This is a genomic window from Pseudogemmobacter hezensis (genome assembly GCF_013155295.1).
Classification (GTDB): domain Bacteria; phylum Pseudomonadota; class Alphaproteobacteria; order Rhodobacterales; family Rhodobacteraceae; genus Pseudogemmobacter; species Pseudogemmobacter hezensis.
Map to the genome: position 1 here is coordinate 19,631 of NZ_JABJXT010000008.1, position 17,561 is coordinate 37,191.

15 protein-coding genes are annotated in these 17,561 nt (G+C 63.7%); 5 read left to right on the top strand and 10 right to left on the bottom strand.

All coding sequences use genetic code 11. The features are described from left to right. Positions 1 to 69: 69 nt before the first annotated feature. Positions 70 to 675, top strand: a complete 606-nt coding sequence (locus tag HOY34_RS10405) for a hypothetical protein (RefSeq protein ID WP_172362515.1) — start codon at positions 70 to 72, stop codon at positions 673 to 675. Here HOY34_RS10405 and HOY34_RS10410 read toward each other — a convergent pair. The 5 genes from HOY34_RS10410 to guaB form a co-directional block, all read right to left on the bottom strand. Then, positions 666 to 3,023 carry an ATP-binding protein gene (locus HOY34_RS10410; RefSeq protein ID WP_172362517.1) on the bottom strand — a complete coding sequence of 786 codons (2,358 nt, stop codon included), beginning with the start codon at positions 3,021 to 3,023 and terminating at the stop codon, positions 666 to 668. The two genes, HOY34_RS10405 and HOY34_RS10410, sit on opposite strands and share 10 nt — an antisense overlap. A gap of 158 nt (positions 3,024 to 3,181) precedes the next feature. Beyond that, a complete protein-coding gene (locus HOY34_RS10415; RefSeq protein WP_172362519.1) occupies positions 3,182 to 4,342 on the bottom strand; it encodes an RsmB/NOP family class I SAM-dependent RNA methyltransferase in 1,161 nt (386 codons plus the stop codon). Positions 4,343 to 4,518: 176 nt separating this feature from the next. Then, a complete protein-coding gene (locus HOY34_RS10420) occupies positions 4,519 to 5,943 on the bottom strand; it encodes a pilus assembly protein TadG-related protein (protein ID WP_172362521.1) in 1,425 nt (474 codons plus the stop codon). Beyond that, on the bottom strand, positions 5,933 to 6,358 hold the full coding sequence (locus HOY34_RS10425) for a TadE/TadG family type IV pilus assembly protein (protein ID WP_172362523.1): 426 nt from the start codon (positions 6,356 to 6,358) through the stop codon (positions 5,933 to 5,935). Before HOY34_RS10425 ends, HOY34_RS10420 begins: the two co-directional genes overlap by 11 nt. Before the next feature lie 321 nt (positions 6,359 to 6,679). Further along, the gene (gene guaB / locus HOY34_RS10430) at positions 6,680 to 8,128 is read right to left on the bottom strand and encodes an IMP dehydrogenase (RefSeq protein WP_172362524.1); all 1,449 of its coding nucleotides are present in this window, start codon (positions 8,126 to 8,128) and stop codon (positions 6,680 to 6,682) included. 241 nt (positions 8,129 to 8,369) lie between these two features. Between guaB and HOY34_RS10435 the strand changes: the two genes are divergently transcribed. Beyond that, entirely contained in the window at positions 8,370 to 9,065 is a 696-nt protein-coding gene (locus HOY34_RS10435; RefSeq protein WP_172362526.1) for a type 1 glutamine amidotransferase, read from the top strand. 90 nt (positions 9,066 to 9,155) lie between these two features. Here the strand turns inward: HOY34_RS10435 and HOY34_RS10440 are convergent, their stop codons facing one another. Further along, positions 9,156 to 10,166, bottom strand: coding sequence for a TDT family transporter (locus HOY34_RS10440; protein ID WP_172362528.1), 1,011 nt, complete (start codon positions 10,164 to 10,166; stop codon positions 9,156 to 9,158). A 135-nt stretch (positions 10,167 to 10,301) separates the two neighbouring features. Here HOY34_RS10440 and speB point away from each other — a divergent pair, with 135 nt between their 5' ends. Continuing rightward, on the top strand, positions 10,302 to 11,282 hold the full coding sequence (speB, locus tag HOY34_RS10445; RefSeq protein WP_172362530.1) for an agmatinase: 981 nt from the start codon (positions 10,302 to 10,304) through the stop codon (positions 11,280 to 11,282). Between the two features lie 128 nt (positions 11,283 to 11,410). Beyond that, positions 11,411 to 12,391, top strand: coding sequence for a glucokinase (locus HOY34_RS10450; protein ID WP_172362532.1), 981 nt, complete (start codon positions 11,411 to 11,413; stop codon positions 12,389 to 12,391). A gap of 29 nt (positions 12,392 to 12,420) precedes the next feature. Here the strand turns inward: HOY34_RS10450 and HOY34_RS10455 are convergent, their stop codons facing one another. Beyond that, a complete protein-coding gene (locus tag HOY34_RS10455; protein WP_172362534.1) occupies positions 12,421 to 13,080 on the bottom strand; it encodes an alpha/beta hydrolase in 660 nt (219 codons plus the stop codon). Further along, positions 13,077 to 13,712, bottom strand: a complete 636-nt coding sequence (locus HOY34_RS10460) for a DNA-3-methyladenine glycosylase family protein (RefSeq protein ID WP_172362536.1) — start codon at positions 13,710 to 13,712, stop codon at positions 13,077 to 13,079. The genes HOY34_RS10455 and HOY34_RS10460 overlap by 4 nt, the downstream gene beginning before the upstream one ends. Before the next feature lie 125 nt (positions 13,713 to 13,837). Here HOY34_RS10460 and HOY34_RS10465 point away from each other — a divergent pair, with 125 nt between their 5' ends. Further along, on the top strand, positions 13,838 to 15,064 hold the full coding sequence (locus tag HOY34_RS10465) for an MFS transporter (RefSeq protein ID WP_172362538.1): 1,227 nt from the start codon (positions 13,838 to 13,840) through the stop codon (positions 15,062 to 15,064). A 100-nt stretch (positions 15,065 to 15,164) separates the two neighbouring features. On the opposite strand, the gene HOY34_RS10470 is transcribed toward HOY34_RS10465, so the two are convergent. Both HOY34_RS10470 and cimA read right to left on the bottom strand, forming a co-directional pair. Further along, the gene (locus tag HOY34_RS10470; protein ID WP_172362540.1) at positions 15,165 to 15,929 is read right to left on the bottom strand and encodes a squalene/phytoene synthase family protein; all 765 of its coding nucleotides are present in this window, start codon (positions 15,927 to 15,929) and stop codon (positions 15,165 to 15,167) included. Next, positions 15,926 to 17,551, bottom strand: coding sequence for a citramalate synthase (gene cimA / locus HOY34_RS10475; RefSeq protein WP_172362542.1), 1,626 nt, complete (start codon positions 17,549 to 17,551; stop codon positions 15,926 to 15,928). Before cimA ends, HOY34_RS10470 begins: the two co-directional genes overlap by 4 nt. Positions 17,552 to 17,561 lie beyond the last annotated feature (10 nt).

Consider the following 17,561-nt stretch of genomic DNA (forward strand, 5'->3'; position numbering starts at 1 on the left):
GCGCGATCGTTTTTTCCGGCCTTTGATCACGATAGAAGCCGGAATAACAACCTGAGGGGGTGTTCTGCCTTGCTGGTATTCTGGGATCAAAAGCTTGTCTTGCTGGCAACCCCCAAGACAGGGTCAACTTCGCTGGCGAACGCCCTCGAATCACTGGCGGCGGTGGCCATTCAGCGTCCGCCGGTGCTGAAACACACAACCGTGCATCGCTATCGCCGCTTTGTTGGCCCCTATCTTCAGGCGGCCTCGCAGGGGGAGTGGACCGTGGTCGCCCTGATGCGCGAGCCGCGTGACTGGCTGAATTCCTGGTATCGCTTTCGTTCACGCGAGGATCAGACCGATCCGACGAAATCCACCCGGGGGATGAGCTTCGACGATTTCGTCCGTGCCTGGTGCCAGGATCCGCGTCCGGCCTTTGCCGATGTCGGTGCCCAGGAGAAATTTCTGCGCCCGCGCCAGGGCGAGGGCGTCGATCGCCTGTTCCGCTATGCCGAGATCGACACCTTTGTCGAATTTCTCGAAGATCGGCTGGGATGTGAGATTACCCTGCCCAGAATCAATGTCTCGCCCCCCGGTGAGACCTGGCTGAGCCCCGAGACCGAGGCCTTGCTGCACCGGGTGGCCGCCGCTGATTTCGCCCTTTACGAGACGCTGAAACATCCCGATCAGGCCTGATGCAGCTGAGCTTGCACGGTCGCTGTCAGATCGTTCAGCGAGAAGGGTTTTGCCAGAAACACCGAGTTCGGTATCTGTGACTGATCTGCGGAAATATGATCCTCGGCATAGCCGGACACAAAGACCACGCGCACATCGGGGCGTTCTTCCAGGGCGCGTTTGACCCAGGTCGGGCCATCCATGCCGGGCATGATCACATCGCTGACAAAGATATCGACAACCATCGCCGGATCGTCCAGCAGCTGCAGGGCCTCTTCGGCATTTGCGGCCTCGACCACGGTGTAGCCGCGCATTTTCAGCGCGCGGCTGGCAAAGGCGCGCACCGCTGCCTCATCCTCAACCAAAAGAACCACGCCCGCGCCGTTGCGCAAATGCTGGAGCCGTTGCTGCTCGGGCGCATCGGGGTCTTCGACCGGCGCAGGCGGGCCATCGACCACCAGGCCTTCCTGCACCGGGAAGAGCAGCTCAAAAGTCGCGCCGTGGTCGGGCTCACTTTCGACGAAAACAAAGCCACCGGACTGTTTTACGATGCCGTAAACCGTTGACAGGCCGAGACCTGTGCCTTCGCCGGGGCGTTTTGTGGTGAAGAAGGGTTCAAAGATTTTGCCAATCCGGTCTGGCGGGATGCCGCAGCCGGTGTCAGACACCCGGATCACCGCCCAGCGACCCGCCGAGACGGTTGCGCCGTCGCGGGTTACCGGATCCGTCAGAGTGATGTCTTCGGTTTCGATCAGAATGGTGCCCTTCCCGGCCATCGCATCACGGGCGTTGACCACCAGGTTCATCAGCACCTGTTCAAGCCGTCTGCGGTCGGCGCGGATTGGCCCCAGATCGGGATCATTGCGCAGCGTCAGGGTGATGCGCTCGCCCACCAGCCGGTTCAGCAGATGCGCGACCTCGCTCATGACGTCAGACAGATCCAGCCGCTCTGGCCGCAGGGTCTGTTTGCGCGAGAAGGCCAGCAGCTGGCTGACCAGCGCTGCCGCCCGGTTCGCATTCTGGCGGATCTGTTCCAGATCCGAGAAATCGCTGTCCTCCTGGCCATGGCGCAGCAGCAAAAGGTCGCAATGGCCCGAGATTGCTGTCAGCAGGTTGTTGAAATCATGGGCAATACCGCCAGTCAGCTGGCCGATGGCCTGCATTTTCTGGCTTTGATCGAACTGCGCCTCCATCTTCTTCAACACGGTAACATCGGCCAGGATCGCCAGGGCCAGCGGCCTGCCATTTTCGATAAAGCGGCTTAGCTGAACCTGGACGAAATGCTCTTCATCGCCGCCACGCAGGCGCAGCATCTCGGCCCCGGCGGGCAGGCGTTGCTCGATCACATCGGCCAGCCAGTCATTTACCGGGCGGCCCAGATCCTCAAACAGGTCGTGGAATGTCATGGCACCGACCTCACGTGCGCCCAGCAGCTCACGGGCGGCCAGATTCGACTGGCGCATCCCGCCATCGAGGCCGAATTTCATCAGCGCGACGGGAACATTCTCGAAATCGACGGGGATCGAATCCTCTTCGCGCCGGGCGGGCGCAGGCAGAAGGAAGATCTCACGCCGGTCGCCCGCGCCATCCAGCTCGGCCACGATTGCGCGGGTGGTGCCGCCTGCCGTCGCCACCTCGACCTCTTCGCCGCTGGTCACGCGGGGCTGCATGAAGATACGGTCAAGCCGCTTGGGACGCTCGCCCAGCAGGCGGCGCATCGCTTCATTCGAGAACAGCACCACGCCCGCGCGATTGGCCACCACCATCGGCAGGCTCAGGGCTTCGGCACCGCGCCCGGCCGGGCTGCGATCCTCGAATTCCTCAATCCGCCACAGGAATTTATCGGTGGCAATCCGGTGCACGGAAAGACGCAGATGGCCGCGGCGGGTGACTATATCCTCATGCACGCCGCCATGATTGGCCGCCCGCGACTGCAAACGATACATCACCGCCGAGGGTGAGGCGATCTGCTCATGCAGCTGCGCGGCCAGGGTGGCCGGGGCCTGATCGCCAAAACGCTCGATCGCGGCGCGGTTTCGGAACAGGATCTGCCCCATCGTATCGGTCGAAAAGCACGGCGCCACATCCTCGCCGATCAGCAGCGAGAGGCGGGCGTTGGTCTGCGCATCCTCATGGCGGGCAATCCGCGCCATGCCCCATAGCAGCAGCGTCACCAGCACCAGCGCCAGCCCCGTCACCGACAGCGTAAAGCGAAAACCACTGTCGCCAACCAGCACCGCAAGGATCAGGCAGACCGCCGCAACCGCCACCAGCCAGCCAGAGCGCAGCGCAAGGCCGCGTGCCCCGTTCAGCAGCCCATCCCTCTCATATCCCGGAGTTTGCACCCATTCCCCCGCACCCAGCTGCATTCATCGGGTCCAGAAGACGGGTAAACAGTTAACGTGGGCTTAACTCCGTTAAGAAAAATGCGGATTGTGTTTTTCGGGCATGATCGCCTGTCTGGCCAGTCTTTGGATCAGGCCAGTCTTTGGATCAGGCCAGACTTTGGATCAGACCTGACTTTGCATCAGGACTGACTGCGGAGCAGGCGGGCGGTGAAAAAGCCGTCGCCGCCGTCCAGCGGGCTGAAGCGGCGCGAAGAGGCCAGCTGCCAGCCCGGATGACGCTGCAGGAAGGCGTTAACCTGATCCTCATTTTCTTCCTTCAGAAAAGAGCAGGTCGCATAGGCCAGGCAGCCACCAGGTGCCACCATCGCCGCGGCGCGATCGGTGATCTGCTGTTGCAGAACGGTCAGTTCCTGAAGGCGTTCGGGGGTCAACGCCCATTTCCCCTCGGGGTCGCGCCGCCAGCTGCCAGAGCCGGAACAGGGCACATCGGTCAGCACCAGATCATAGGGCGCATGGGCCTCTGGATCGGCGGTCAGTTGGATGGGCACCCCTGCCCGCTCGGCCCGCGCCGGCAGATCGGCCATGCGGCGGGCGCTGACATCATAGGCCCAAAGCTGCAATCGCGCCTGGGCCGCCATCGCCAGCGTCTTGCCGCCGCCGCCTGCGCAAAGATCCAGCACCCGCATTCCGGCTGCCAGCCCCAGATCAGCGACCACCGCCTGAGAGGCCGCGTCCTGCAACTCAACCAGGCCGTCATTGAAGGCGGCCGATCCGGCGATAGTACGTGCCCCGGCAGTGACATGCAGCGCGGTTGCGGCCAGTGGATGTGGCTCGGCGGTGATGCCTTCCGTGTTGAGCGCAGCAATCGCCGCCTCGCGGCTGATGCGGGCGGAATTCACGCGCAGGATCACCGGGGCGCGGTGGCGCATCTCTTGCATCACGGGCGCGAAATCCGCGCCAAGCGCGGCTTGCAGCGGGGCCTCCAGCCAGTCGGGGATGTCATGCTGCGCGGCGCCCAGCGGCTGCTTTGGCGCCTCATCGGCCTGGGGCGGCGCGGGGGCGTGATCGGAGCCGTCGAACCACCCTGCCAGATCCTCGCCCCTTGCCCGCAGGATCCCCAGCACCAGCGCCCGCCCGCCTGCCGCGCCACCGCCCAGAGCCTGGGCCGTGCGGCGCTGGCGCAGCGCGTCAAACACCAGATCACGCACCGCCGCGCGATCCTTTGATCCGGCATAGCGCGAGGCACGCCCCCAGTCGCTGAGCGCTTTTTCAGCCGCCTCGCCGCCCAGAATACGGTCAAGGACAAGGATCGCCGCTGAGGCCCGGCCTGGGGAACGCATCTCTGTCTCCTTACATATGTCGCTGGCTGCACCGCAGATCGGCTGAAAATGGCGATAAGGCAAGCAGGCTATCGCTGCCATTTTCTGAGACAGGGGCAATTTTACAGCAAAGGCGGCCCGGAAACAGCATTCCGGGCCGCCTTTTCAGATATCCCGGCGCTGCTGCGCCCAGGGATTTACCAGACGATGCGCGATCCGGCGGCCTTCGCGGGCTTTGCCTCAGGCAGAGCCTGATCGTATTCCGCGTTCAGGCGTTTGCCGCAGCCGTTGAACTTCAGGTTGCCGCCCAGCGGCACGAAATTCCGGGCCTCGAAGTAAAGCCCGCCTGAATTGCGCATCGCGCCGCCCGGGTTGAAGCCAGGCGCTGCGCCGAACAGGCCATGCGCACCCGCACCGCCCCCCCAGCCGCCAAGCGATACCGTGGAATTGACCGAGAACGTATAGACGCTGTAGCGACCGTTCTCGCAATATTTCCCGGCGTCCCCCCATTGGATATCGCCACCCGAATTGATCATTCCGGTCGCAAAGAAGAAGTTGTCGGTATAGTGCAGATTGGGCCCACCGCCGATGCCGATCTGGCCTTTCGCAATGATTCCAACCTTTTGCGCCTGAACATTCCCGGCAATCTGCATGCCGTGATTGACCACATAGACGGTGTTCGGCTTCAGATCGCCAGGCTGCGCGGTCCACCAGCCATTGTCGATATAGACGATGGCGATGCGCCCCTGGGCATCCTTCAGGAAATCGGGCAGCAGATCGCCGGTATAATAGCCATCAACCTGCAGATCGCGGCCATTCGCATCCGGAACCTCCAGCGCAGCCCAAAGCTCATCGAACATAGATTGCAGCTTTGGCAGCACGACCGGGCGCAGGTCAGAGCCGGTACGCACCTGCTCGGCCGTGGCCGATCCCTGACGGACATGGTTCACGGTCACATCCTGCGCCGATTGTGCCGAAAGACGCACCTCGGGGCTGTACCAGTCATTGCCGCCTGTGTGCAGACCGTTGCGGCCATGCAGACAGATCTTGCCATCCAGTGTATTGCCGCCACCAATATCCATCGAATTGTCGGTCAGGATCATCGCATCCTCGCAGCCGGGCGAGGCATTGGTGCCATCACCGCCGCTGGATACGGCAATCGAGCCCCCGGACGGGCTGAGCGTCGGCACACCGACCAGACGCAGAAACATCGTGCCCAGCGGATTGCCGCGCTTTTCGGTCATGCCGGTATCGACCCGCACGGCCTCGGCATCGTCATCATGCTCGAAAAAGGCGCCAGTCTCATCAATCGAGCCAAAGCGCAGATCCGAGGGCCCGAAGGTATGCGTGCCTGCATCGAGATTGCGGCGCATCAGCTCCTGCGCGATTTCTGTTGCCTTTTCGCGGTCTGGCAGCTGTGCCGCCGCCCCCAGAGCCGCCGCATCCGCCGCAATCTGCAGGCGGTTCTGCATTCGCCAGGCATTGGCGCTGTCGACCGCGACGCCTGCCATCAGCAATGCCAGCACCAGCAAAAACAGCGTGGCGACCGAAACCGCGCCAGACTGATCGCGGGTAAACTGCCTGAAATTGCCCCCTTTGGGCAGAGTTTGCTTATACTGCATCGCCGGGCTCCTTCCACATCGTGACCGAAGCGGTCAGATCTGTTTCGCCCAGCATGCTGCCAAATATGCTGATGATGCCGCGATATTCGGCCCTGACAACAGTCGTGACATAGTCGCCATCAATGGTGACCTCTGCCTTAACGGCCATCCTTGGCGGGAAGCGATCAGCCACACGCGCTGCGGCCTGTTCTGGGGGGACGCTGTTGGTCGCAACCGAGCGGGCCGCATCACGGGCCGCATCAAACAGCAGGGTCTGGGTCTGCAAAACCAATGTCGCATTGGTGATGAAAACCATCAGCACGGTGACGATGGGAACCCAGAAGATAAATTCGATGGTGCTGACACCATCCTCAGACTTAGTGAACCGTTCAACCCTGGCGCTGAGGCCAGTCACACAACCTATTGAGCGATTCATCTCGCCTCCAATTCAGCTATGGATTGCGCTGTTAGCCGTGTGAATGAGGGCGAATTTATGTCAATTTTTCAGTAATTTCATTTATTTAGTGGGGTAATATGTCGCATCACTTTTGTCTGCCTGCCGATCCGGCACCCGCGTTCAGCCGATTGCTTTTGGCGCGGCGATTGCGACAGATCTGGTCCAGATCCGCTGCGGCAGGCTGTGGCAAAGACAATCCCGGAATGAAACAGGCGGCCCCTGATGGGCCGCCTGCAACATCTCTGGTATCAGCCGCAATCGCCAGCCCAGCCCCCAAAGCGGGCAGACCGGGCGAATGGCTTACCCAACGCGGTAATTCGGGCTTTCGCGGGTGATCTGCACGTCATGGACGTGGCTTTCCTTCAGCCCTGCCCCGGTGATGCGGACAAATTCGCAATCCTTGCGCATCTCGGCGACGGTAGCGCAGCCGGTATAGCCCATGGCTGCACGAAGCCCGCCGACCATTTGGTGCAGCACGGTTGAGACCGGGCCCTTATAGGGCACCTGGCCCTCAATCCCTTCGGGAACCAGCTTGTCTGAGGCCGCATCCTTCTGGAAATAGCGATCCGCCGAGCCGCGCGCCATGGCGCCAAGGCTGCCCATGCCGCGATAGCTTTTGTAGGATCGCCCGTTCCACAGGATGACCTCGCCCGGCGACTCGTCGGTGCCTGCGATGGCCGAGCCGACCATGGCGCAGCTGGCGCCCGCCGCGATGGCCTTGGCGAAATCGCCCGAGAATTTGATGCCGCCGTCAGCGATTACCGGAACATCGCCCGCAGCCGCCGCCGAATCCATGATCGCGGTCAGCTGCGGCACGCCCACACCCGCCACGATCCGCGTCGTGCAGATCGAGCCGGGGCCGATGCCCACCTTGACCGCATCCGCCCCCGCTTTGATCAGCGCAGCCGTCGCCTTGCCGGTGGCCACATTGCCCGCCACGACCTGGACCGCGTTCGAGAAATTCTTGATCCGCTCGACCGCGATCGCCACGCCTTCGGAATGGCCATGTGCGGTGTCGATCACCACCATATCGACGCCCGCCTCGATCAGCGCCTTTGAGCGCGCGAAGCCCTCTTCGCCAACGGTCGAGGCCGCAGCGACCCGCAGCCGCCCCAGCTCATCTTTACAGGCCTGGGGGTTCAGCACCGATTGCTCGGTGTCTTTCAGGGTCAGCAGGCCGGTCAGCTTGCCCGCCCCATCGGTCACCAGCAGCTTTTCAATCCGGCGCGCCTTCATCAGGCTGATTGCCGCCTCACGGTCCACCGGCTCGCGCAAAAGCGCCAGATTGTCCGAGGTCATCATAACCGCAACCGGCGTCTTGTCGTCGCTTGCAAAGCGCATATCGCGGTTGGTGACGATACCGACCACGCGGTTATCACCATCCACCACCGGGAAGCCGGTGATATTGTAGCGCTCCATCAAGGCCTTCGCATCGGCCAGCGTCTGATCGGCCCGCAGGGTGATCGGCGCATAGACCACGCCCGATTCAAAGCGCTTGACGCGGGAAACCTCACGCGCCTGGGCATCAATGTCCAGGTTGCGGTGGATCACGCCAATACCGCCCGACTGCGCCATGGCAATCGCCATCCGCCCCTCGGTCACGGTATCCATCGCGCTTGACAGAAGCGGGATGTTCATCCGTATGGATTTCGTCACAAAAGTCGAGGTATCTGCCGTGTTTGGCAGAACCGAGCTTGCAGCAGGAACAAGCAGGACATCGTCGAAGGTGAGAGCCTCGCGAATCTCCATAGGAATCTCCTCAGGGATCGTCGTTTGGCGGTTCCCCTTTTCACCATCGGGCATGATGCGCAAGGGGGTTTCTTTGCCTTTCGTGCTGATGGCCCTGAAATAGCGCAATCTGACGGTGCCTGGGTTCAGGCGCTGCATTCGGGGTCTGCAGTCGGGGCCGTCAGCCCTTGCCTCGCGCCAGCCGCTCTGCTGATAGTGTGGGAATAATTCTTTCCCGCCCCTCTTGCTGCTGCAGGCCCCCATGCGCGTCACCATTGTCGAGAACACCCCCAGCACCCAGCATGGCCAGGTTGGCATCGCGCTGCATGAGGCGGGGGCGGCGATCAATCTGATAAAGCCGCGCCAGGGCGATGCGCTGCCGCTTTCGCCCGATACCGACGCGCTGATCGTCTTCGGTGGCGAGCAACGCGCGGATGACGTGGCGGGCTATCCCTATCTGGATCCGCTGGCCGATCTGATGCGGGCCTATGGCGAGGCGGATAAGCCGGTGCTGGGGATCTGCCTCGGCTCGCAGATCCTGGCGCGGGCTTATGGCGCGACCAACCTGCACGGCATCACCACCGAGGCTGGCTGGTGTGAGGTCAACCCGCTGCAGGCCGCCGCTGATGATCCGGTGATGGGGGTAACGGGTGGGCCGTTTCGCATCTATCAGATGCATACGGACACTTTCACCCTGCCCGAAGGTGCGGTGCGGCTGGCCTCATCCGAAGTGGCCGAAAACCAATGTTTCCGTATCGGCAGAGCCACTTACGGGATGCAGTTCCATTTTGAGGTGAACCAGAATGTCGCCCGCGCCTGGAACCGCGATTTTCCCGATGTGGTTGAAGGCATGCGCCCCGGCTGGCTGCAGGAAATCGAGCCCGAGGCCGCCCGCTGGGGCCAGCAGGCCGATCAGACCGGGCTTGCGCTGGCACGGGCCTGGGTCAGCCTGATCTGAGCAATCGGCGCGGGCATCCCGGCTGGACATAACGGCTGGTCTTAACGGGTGGACGTAACGGGCCGTGTTCAGCCGTAACGCCCACCACGCCTAGCTGGCCTGAACATTGGTCATATCGGCCAGCTTCCCCTTCGGCCAAAGTCTGAAGATCCGCCAGCAAACCACCAATGCAAAAGCGGAAATCGGAATCAGGACTGCCGCGCTGGTTCCCAGGGCACCGCCTTTTGCCAGGGCCTCTGCCACCAGCGCCACCGGCCAGATCACGCTGCCCCAGATCGGGGTGAATCCGGCCCGCGTCAGCCAGCTGACCGCTGCAACCATACCGAAAAGCAGCAAAAGCGCCACCAATCCGAGGATTGCAGCCGCCATCTCGTAGCCGAAACTCAGCGCCACAATTGACGCCAGCGCGACCGGCGCGAGATGAAGCAAAAGCATCGGCCGCAAGGGTGCCGGGTTCTGCTGACGCAGCAGCCCGATCGCGCCTGCCAGCAGGCAAAGGCTTGCCGGCACCAGACAGATCACCGACAAAGCCGCAGCGAGGCCGGTCCAGCCCAATCCGATGAGCGTGGGCACCGCGACCAGAGGCCCCGCATAAATCAGCTGCATGCCAGGATCCGGCCAGGCCCAGGAATGAGGCGCAGTTCCGCGCCGGTTGCGCCAGACCAGGGTGAAAAAGACCAGCGCCATAATCAAATGCGCCACCATCGCCAGGACGACCAGCACAAGTGACGCCCGCGGTGCGTAGGGCGCGATCATCTGCCCGGCAATCATCCCCGAAATCGTCGCCGAAAAGAGCCCGTTTCTGGAAGCCAAAACCCGCAAATCATCAGCAATTACAGTGGCCCGCCGCCCGATCCTGACAATCAGCGCGAAGATGCAGAACAGCCAGAGCGCCAGCAGGATCCCCGCCGCAGCATCCGCCGCCGCCAGTGGCAGATCGGCCTGCACCAGCAGCTGCCGCGCAACCAGCTGTATCGCCATCACCCCGACCAGCGCAGTAAAGATCACAGGGGGCGTTCGCGCAAACAGCGCCGTCTTGCGCGGCGGAAACTCTGGCACGGGAAAGCGTTTGGGCCGAAAGCCTGCAGGGTCGTCGGACATCATCATCTCCGGGTTCAGTCTGCCCGCCTGTCTGATCGGCAATTGCGATCATCTCAAGGCGTTCTGATGTCGCGCTTTGGCTTGCCAATCACATGCCCGGCCCGCAGTCTTGGCAAAACGAGGGAGAGAGACCAGATGCCATCCGCGCCAAAAACGCCCAGCAATCCACCCAGGCTGAACCTGCCCTTTGTCGGCATTTCGACCTTTGGCAAAAACCCTTATCAGCCCGACTGGAGCCAGATTGACGCCGATGTCGCGGTGATGGGCGCGCCCTTCGACTTTGGCACCCAGTTCCGCGCCGGGGCGCGTTTCGGGCCAAGGGCGATCCGTGAGGCCTCGACGCTGTTTTCCTTCGGTCTGGGTGGCGCCTATGACCATGAGGATGACGCGACCTACCTGGGCGAGGATGTGCGCATCGTCGATATTGGCGATGCCGATATCATCCACACCGATACCGAGGGCAGCCACGCCAATATCGAGGCGGGCGTGCGGGCGATGCTGGCGGCGGGGGCGCTGCCGGTGGTGCTGGGGGGCGATCACTCGGTCAATATCCCCTGTATCCGGGCCTTTGACGATCAGGGGCCGATCCATATCCTGCAGATCGACGCGCATCTGGATTTCGTCGATATCCGCCACGGGGTGCGCCATGGCCATGGCAATCCGATGCGCCGCGCGGCCGAGAAGGACTATGTCAGCGGCATCACCGCTTTGGGGATCCGCAATGTCTCATCCACCGCGAAGGACGGCTATGATGCGGCGCGGAAGATGGGGGATGATATCCTGTCAGTGCGCCAGACCCGCAAGCTGGGGGTTGAGGGCGTCATGGCGCGGATCCCGGCAGGTGCCCGCATCTATGTGACGCTGGACATTGACGGCTTTTGCCCCTCGATCGCGCCGGGGACAGGCACGCCCTCGCATGGCGGTTTCCTTTATTATGAGGTGCTTGAGATCCTGCAGGCTATTGCCAATCGCCATGAGGTGGTCGGCATGGATCTGGTCGAGGTGGCGCCTGATTATGATCCATCAGGCTCGACCCAGATCCTGGCGGCGCAGGTGCTGCTGAATTTTCTGGGCTTCATCTTCCATGCCCGCAGCAAGGCTGCAAAAAGCGGGTAAGACTGGCGCAGAGCGCGATCACGGCAAAGCCTTGCCCGAAGGCGGGCTTAGCCGCTATTCATGTGACAGTGATAGCGATAACATCTGCGCAGCCCCGCCTGCGCAGACTTTGCAGATGGAGCGGCCCGATGTCCCTTGCGATCCTTGCCGATATTGGCGGCACCAATACGAGGGTGGCGCTGTCAGAGGCGGGCAAGGTGGTGGCGGGTTCAATCCGGCGCTTTCCCAATGGCGAATACAAAGCGCGCGGCGAGGATATCGCGGCGGTGTTGCGCGACTATCTGCAAGGCAGCGGTGCCAGCGTCGAGGGTGTCTGCGTCGCGGCGGCTGGCCCGGTGCAGGACGGCGTCGCCACGATGACCAATCTCGACTGGGTGATGGATGCCGATAAGCTGCGCCGCGCCACCGGGGCTGCGCGGGTCTCGATCCTGAATGATCTGCAGGCGCAGGGGCATGCGCTTGGGCATATCCCGGATACCGCTTTGCGCCCGCTGATTGATGGCGCGGCCATTCCGGGCCAGACCATGCTGGTGGTGGGCCTGGGCACCGGGGTCAATGCGGCCCCGGTTTATGGCCAGGGCGCGGCCCGGGTGGTGCCGCCCTCGGAAAGCGGCCATATGAATATGCCGGTGCGAAATGAGGAAGATTTCGCGCTGATGCGTTTCATCGAGGCGCTGCTGCATCAGCGCGGCGAGATCCCCCATTGCGGCGTCGAAGAGGTGCTGGCCGGGCGCGGGCTCGCCAATCTCTACAGCTTCGCAACCCGTCAGACCGGAACGCCAGGCGCGAAATCCTCGGCGGAAATTCTGGCGCTGCTGGCCGAGAATGACCCCGCCGCGCTGGCGGCGGCCCGGCTTTACAGCCATATCCTCGCAGGGTTTCTGGCCGATCTGGCGCTGAGCTATCTGCCCTGGGGCGGGATTTATCTGATCGGCGGCATGGCGCGGGCGATGACGCCCTGGTTCGGCACCAATGCCATCGCCGATGCCTTCCGCGAGCCGCGCCGTGTGGATCTGCTGACCCATGCCTTCCGGGTCTCGGTGGTTGAGGATGATTATGCCGCCCTGACCGGCTGCGCCGCCTGGCTTGAGGCCTCACGCGAGGCGTGAAGCCAGGCGTGAAACCAGGCAGGCGCTTATCACCCCGGCAGGTGCTCTTTCAGGAAGCCAAGCGCGGCGCCCAGACCATCGGGCGCGATGCCATGGCCGGTGCCCTTCATCACATGGGCATAGGTGTCAAACCCCGCCCCGGACAGCGCATCGCCCGCCAGCGCCAGGTTTTCAAAGGGCACCACCGGATCCTGATCGCCATGGATCAAAAGGACCGGCGGCTTAACCCGCGTCTCAGCCGCCAGCAGTTCGGGGGCGAGCAGGCGGCCTGAGATCGCCACCACCGCCGCCACCGGATCAGCCCGGCGCGGGGCGACATGCAGGCTCATCATCGCGCCCTGGGAAAAGCCCAAAAGCGCCAGCGCCGAAGCGGGCAGCCCCTCATCGGCAAGCCGCTGGTCTATGAAAGCGTTCAGATCATCCGCCGCGGCCAAAAGCCCCTGACGCGCCGCCTCTTCGCTGGAGCCATCCAGCCAGGGGATCGGAAACCATTGCCGCCCGAAGGGATTGCCTGCGCAGGGCTCTGGCGCATCGGGGGCGACAAAAACCGTATCCGGCAGATGCGGGGCCAGCGGATCGGCAAGGCCCAAAAGGTCATTTCCATCGGCACCATAGCCATGCACCAGGATCACCAGCGATTTCGCCTGGCCCTTTTCGGGGCCTTTGCGACCGAATTTCAGCTCTCTCATCCTGTGATCCCTTCGCGTCCCTTATCCACCCGGTAGTAGGACCATAAAAGCCGTGCCGCAACCGATCTCCAGGGGCTCCAGCTTTCTGCCATGGCGCGAAAGGCTTTTTCCGTGGGGCGGGCGTCCAGCTGAAACAATCTGCGGGCGGATTCCTGCAAGGCCAGATCGCCGGGCGCGAAGATATCGGCATGGCCAAGCGCAAACATCGCGTAGATCTCCGCCGTCCAGCTGCCGATCCCGGGCAGCGCCACCAGCGTCTTCACCACCTCCTCGCCCGGGGCCTGGCGCAGGGCCATATAATCCAGCCGCGCCTCGGCCAGGGCCTTGGCATAGCGGGCCTTTTGCCGCGAAAGGCCGGCGGCGCGCAGATCGTCATCGCAGGCAGCCCCAAGGCGCGCCTCATCCAGATAGCCCGCCTCTGCCATCCGCGCCCGGATCGCATTGGCCGAGGCGACCGAGACCTGCTGCGAGATGATCGCATCCAAAAGCGCCGCAAAACCATCAGGGCGCAGCCGCAAAGGCGGCAGACCTGTCAGGCGCGCGGCCTCGGCAAAGCGTGGCTCGGCCTGTGAAAGCCAGGCGATGCCTTCGGCAAGGCAGGCCTCGCCCCGGATGATACGTGGGTTTTCCATGCGCAAAACATGCGCATGATATGCCGGGAAAGGCAAAGACAAAGGCAATCTGTCGCAGCATGCCGCGCCTGCCCGCCTGCATCCGGGGATTGACCCCGGCGCAGCCTGCGGCCTCTTGTTGGGCCATGACACAGGCCCATGATTCCCTCTCTGCACCCGTCTCTGACGCGCTTGCGCGGCGCAATGTGGCCATCCTGATCGCCGCCCAGGCGGTGCTGGGGGCGCAGCTGCCGATCATGTTCACCGTCGCGGGGCTGGCCGGGCAAAGCCTTGCACCGAATATCTGCTGGGCGACGCTGCCGATCACGCTGTCGGTGCTGGGCTCTATGCTGACCGCGACGCCGATTTCTGCGCTGATGCAGCGCTATGGCCGGGTGCCGGGCTTTGTGCTGGGGGCGCTTGGCGGCGCGCTTGGCGGGGTCTTTGGCGCCTGGGGGCTTTGGGAGGGCAGCTTCGCGCTTTTCTGCCTCGGCGGTTTTTTCTCTGGCATCTATATGAGCGCGCAGGGCTTCTTCCGCTTTGCCGCCGCCGATACCGCGTCAGAGGCCTTTCGGCCCCGAGCGATCTCCTGGGTGATGGGCGGCGGGCTTTTGTCGGCCCTGCTGGGGCCCCTGATCGTGCGCGGCACGGCCGAGGCCTGGGTTGTCCCCTTCCTTGGCAGTTATCTGGCGATTATCGGTCTGAATCTTATCGGGGTTTTCCTGTTCTTCGCGCTGAAGATCCCGCGCCCCACGCGCCGGATCGACAGCGGTCAGGGCCGCAGCCGCGCCCAGCTCTTGCGCGATCCGACGATCCTTGTGGCGATGATCTGCGCCACCGTCGCCTATGCGCTGATGAACCTGGTGATGACCTCATCGCCGCTGGCGGTGGTTGGCTGCGGGTTCGAGACCGGGGATGCGGCCAATATCGTCTCGGCCCATGTGCTGGCAATGTATCTGCCCAGTTTCCTGACCGGCCATTTGATCGCCCGGTTTGGCACGGAAAAGGTGATCGCCGCCGGGCTGGTGATCCTTTTGGGTGCGGGGGCTGTGGCGATGACCGGGGTGGCGCTTGAGAACTTCTATGCCGCGCTGATCCTGCTGGGGCTTGGCTGGAATTTCGGCTTCATCGGGGCCACCACCATGCTGACCACCGCGCAGCGCCCTGAAGAGCGCGGCCGCCTGCAGGGGCTGAATGATCTGGTGGTGTTTGGCGGGGTGACGCTGGCCTCACTGGCATCGGGCGGGCTGATGAGCTGCTCGGGCGGCTCGGCCCAGACGGGCTGGCAGATGGTCAATCTGGCGATGCTGCCCTTCCTGACCCTGGCCGGAGGGGCGCTGATCTGGCTGTGGCTGCGCCCGCGTGAGACCTGAGACATAAAGCCCCCGTTCAGGGGGCTTTTTCGTTTGGGCCTTTGGTAAAACGCAAAGACGTCAGGCGGGCTTTCGCGGTCGTTCTTTACCAGCGCCCGCTTTACCAGCGCCCGGAAAAGGCCTGCCACAACAGACGCCCGCGCTTTGCAAACTCTGACAGCTCCAGCTGCCCCTGGGCCACCGCCTCTGGATCGGCAACCGCGCGGCGCAGCACCGCATCCGCCTGCCAGCCAGGCAGCAGCGCTGCAGCAACGGGCCGAGGTATCAGCCGCCGCCCGTCCCGCGCTATGGCAAGCCAGGAAAGCCCCTCACGCGCCAGTGTATCGGCGGCAGCGGGCAGCGCCACCCTGCCCCGCGCCTCAAGTTCCGGCACCGCCCGCAAATAATTGGCCAGCCCCGCCGCCCGGCCCCAGGCCATGACGGCAGCCTCGGCGTCGGGCCGCGCCCCAAGCGCCAGCGCTGAAAGCCAGGTAAGCCCGCCCCCGGTCGCATTCAGATAATCCGCAAAGGCGGCCTGATCGGCAAAGGGCTCGCCCCAGGCGTCATGGCGACGCGCCTCGATCATCGCGTCAAACACCGCAACCGGCAGGCCATGCGCCCGGATCACCGTGTTCAATGGCCCTGCAACCTCATGCGCACGGGCAGCCTCACCGGCGGCTGCGGCCTCGACCACCTCACGCCACCATTGCAGGCGCATCTCGGCGATCAGCGGCTCTTTCGTGGCCCAGGGAATTTTCGCCAGCTCAAGGTTCAGCGCGAAAAGCGGCAAAAGCTGCGCCCGCGCCGCCACAGGGGCCGCCATCAGCGCCTGCCAGCGGTCAGGATCGCCCTTTGCCACCAGCTCTGCACAGGCATCAAGGCTCACGCCGCGCCCCCGATCCCGCTGTCGCGCGTCAGCTTCCAGCGCACCGCATCCAGCAGCGCCTCGAATGAGGCGTCAACGATATTGGCCGAGACCCCCACCGTCGACCAGCGCCGACCCGCCCCGTCCTCGCTGTCGATGATGACACGCGTCACGGCCTCGGTGCCGCCCTGGGTGATGCGCACCTTGAAATCGACCAGCCGCATATCATCAACCAGCCCCTGCCAGGGCCCCAGATCCTTGGCCAGCGCCTTCCAGAGCGCATTGACCGGGCCACGGTCCGCCCCCGCCTCATCCTGGCTTTCCGAGACCGAAAGCATCCGCTCACCGCCCGCATCGACCACCACCACAGCCTCTGACAGCGTCTTGCGGCTGCCGTCGGGTTCCTGCCGCCGCTCGACCGTCACGCGGTAGCGCAGCACCTCAAAGAAATGCGCAGCCATGCCCAGCTCGCGCCGTGCCACCATCTCGAAAGAGGCCTGGGCGCCATCATAGGCATAGCCCTGATCCTCGCGGCGCTTGATCTCATCCAGGATGCGCGCCAGCCGCGGATCCTTCGGATCAACCTCGATCCCCGCCGCCGCCAGCCGCGCCCGCAGGTTCGACTGCCCGGCCTGGTTCGACATCGGGATCTGGCGCTCATTGCCGATCAGCGCCGGATCAAGATGCTCATAGGTTGAGGGATCCTTCAGGATCGCGCTGGCATGCAGCCCCGCCTTATGCGCGAAGGCCGAGGCCCCCACATAGGGCGCTGAACGCAGCGGCACCCGGTTCAGAATGTCATCAAGCATACGGCTGGTTTTCACCAGCCCCGCCAGTGCCGCATCCGAGACCCCGGTCTCAAGCTGGCTGGCAAAGGGCTCTTTCAGCTTCAGCGTCGGGATCAGGGTGATCAGATTGGCATTGCCGCAGCGCTCGCCCAGACCGTTCAGCGTGCCCTGGATCTGACGGCAACCGGCCTGAACAGCGGCCAGCGAATTGGCCACCGCATTGCCGGTATCGTCATGACAATGGATGCCCAGCTGCGCCCCGGGAATGCCCGCCGCGATCACCTCAGCCACCACGCGGCCCACCTCGCCCGGCAGGGTGCCGCCATTGGTGTCGCAAAGCACGATCCAACGCGCCCCGGCCGCCAGCGCCGCCTGCAAACACTCCAGCGCATAAGCCGGATTGGCGCGGTAGCCATCAAAGAAATGCTCGGCGTCAAACAAGGCCTCACGCCCCTTCGCCACCACATGCCGCACCGAATCCGAGATCGCCGCGAGATTCTCTTCCAGCGTCACCCCAAGCGCAGTGATCACATGGAAATCATGCGTCTTGCCCACCAGGCAAACCGCGGGCGTTCCCGCATCCAGCACCGCCGCCAGCACATCGTCATTCTCAGCCGAGCGGCCAACCCGCTTCGTCATGCCAAAAGCGGTCATCACCGCCCGCGTCTGCGGTGCCTCGCGGAAGAAATCACTGTCGGTCGGATTGGCCCCGGGCCAGCCGCCCTCGATATAATCGACGCCCAACCCGTCAAGCGCCCGCGCAATCGAGATCTTTTCGCCCGCTGAGAACTGCACCCCCTGGGTCTGCTGCCCGTCACGCAGGGTGGTATCAAACAGGAAAAGCCGCTCTTTCATCGCGCCACTC

Bases quoted from the DNA above. Each gene is read 5' to 3' on its own strand.
- HOY34_RS10410 (WP_172362517.1), bottom strand. From the start codon at position 3,023: ATGCAGCTGGGTGCGGGGGAATGGGTGCAAACTCCGGGATATGAGAGG.
- HOY34_RS10415 (WP_172362519.1), bottom strand. From the start codon at position 4,342: ATGCGTTCCCCAGGCCGGGCCTCAGCGGCGATCCTTGTCCTTGACCGT.
- HOY34_RS10420 (WP_172362521.1), bottom strand. From the start codon at position 5,943: ATGCAGTATAAGCAAACTCTGCCCAAAGGGGGCAATTTCAGGCAGTTT.
- HOY34_RS10425 (WP_172362523.1), bottom strand. From the start codon at position 6,358: ATGAATCGCTCAATAGGTTGTGTGACTGGCCTCAGCGCCAGGGTTGAA.
- guaB (WP_172362524.1), bottom strand. From the start codon at position 8,128: ATGGAGATTCGCGAGGCTCTCACCTTCGACGATGTCCTGCTTGTTCCT.
- HOY34_RS10435 (WP_172362526.1), top strand. From the start codon at position 8,370: ATGCGCGTCACCATTGTCGAGAACACCCCCAGCACCCAGCATGGCCAG.
- HOY34_RS10440 (WP_172362528.1), bottom strand. From the start codon at position 10,166: ATGTCCGACGACCCTGCAGGCTTTCGGCCCAAACGCTTTCCCGTGCCA.
- speB (WP_172362530.1), top strand. From the start codon at position 10,302: ATGCCATCCGCGCCAAAAACGCCCAGCAATCCACCCAGGCTGAACCTG.
- HOY34_RS10450 (WP_172362532.1), top strand. From the start codon at position 11,411: ATGTCCCTTGCGATCCTTGCCGATATTGGCGGCACCAATACGAGGGTG.
- HOY34_RS10455 (WP_172362534.1), bottom strand. From the start codon at position 13,080: ATGAGAGAGCTGAAATTCGGTCGCAAAGGCCCCGAAAAGGGCCAGGCG.
- HOY34_RS10460 (WP_172362536.1), bottom strand. From the start codon at position 13,712: ATGGAAAACCCACGTATCATCCGGGGCGAGGCCTGCCTTGCCGAAGGC.
- HOY34_RS10465 (WP_172362538.1), top strand. From the start codon at position 13,838: ATGACACAGGCCCATGATTCCCTCTCTGCACCCGTCTCTGACGCGCTT.
- cimA (WP_172362542.1), bottom strand. From the start codon at position 17,551: ATGAAAGAGCGGCTTTTCCTGTTTGATACCACCCTGCGTGACGGGCAG.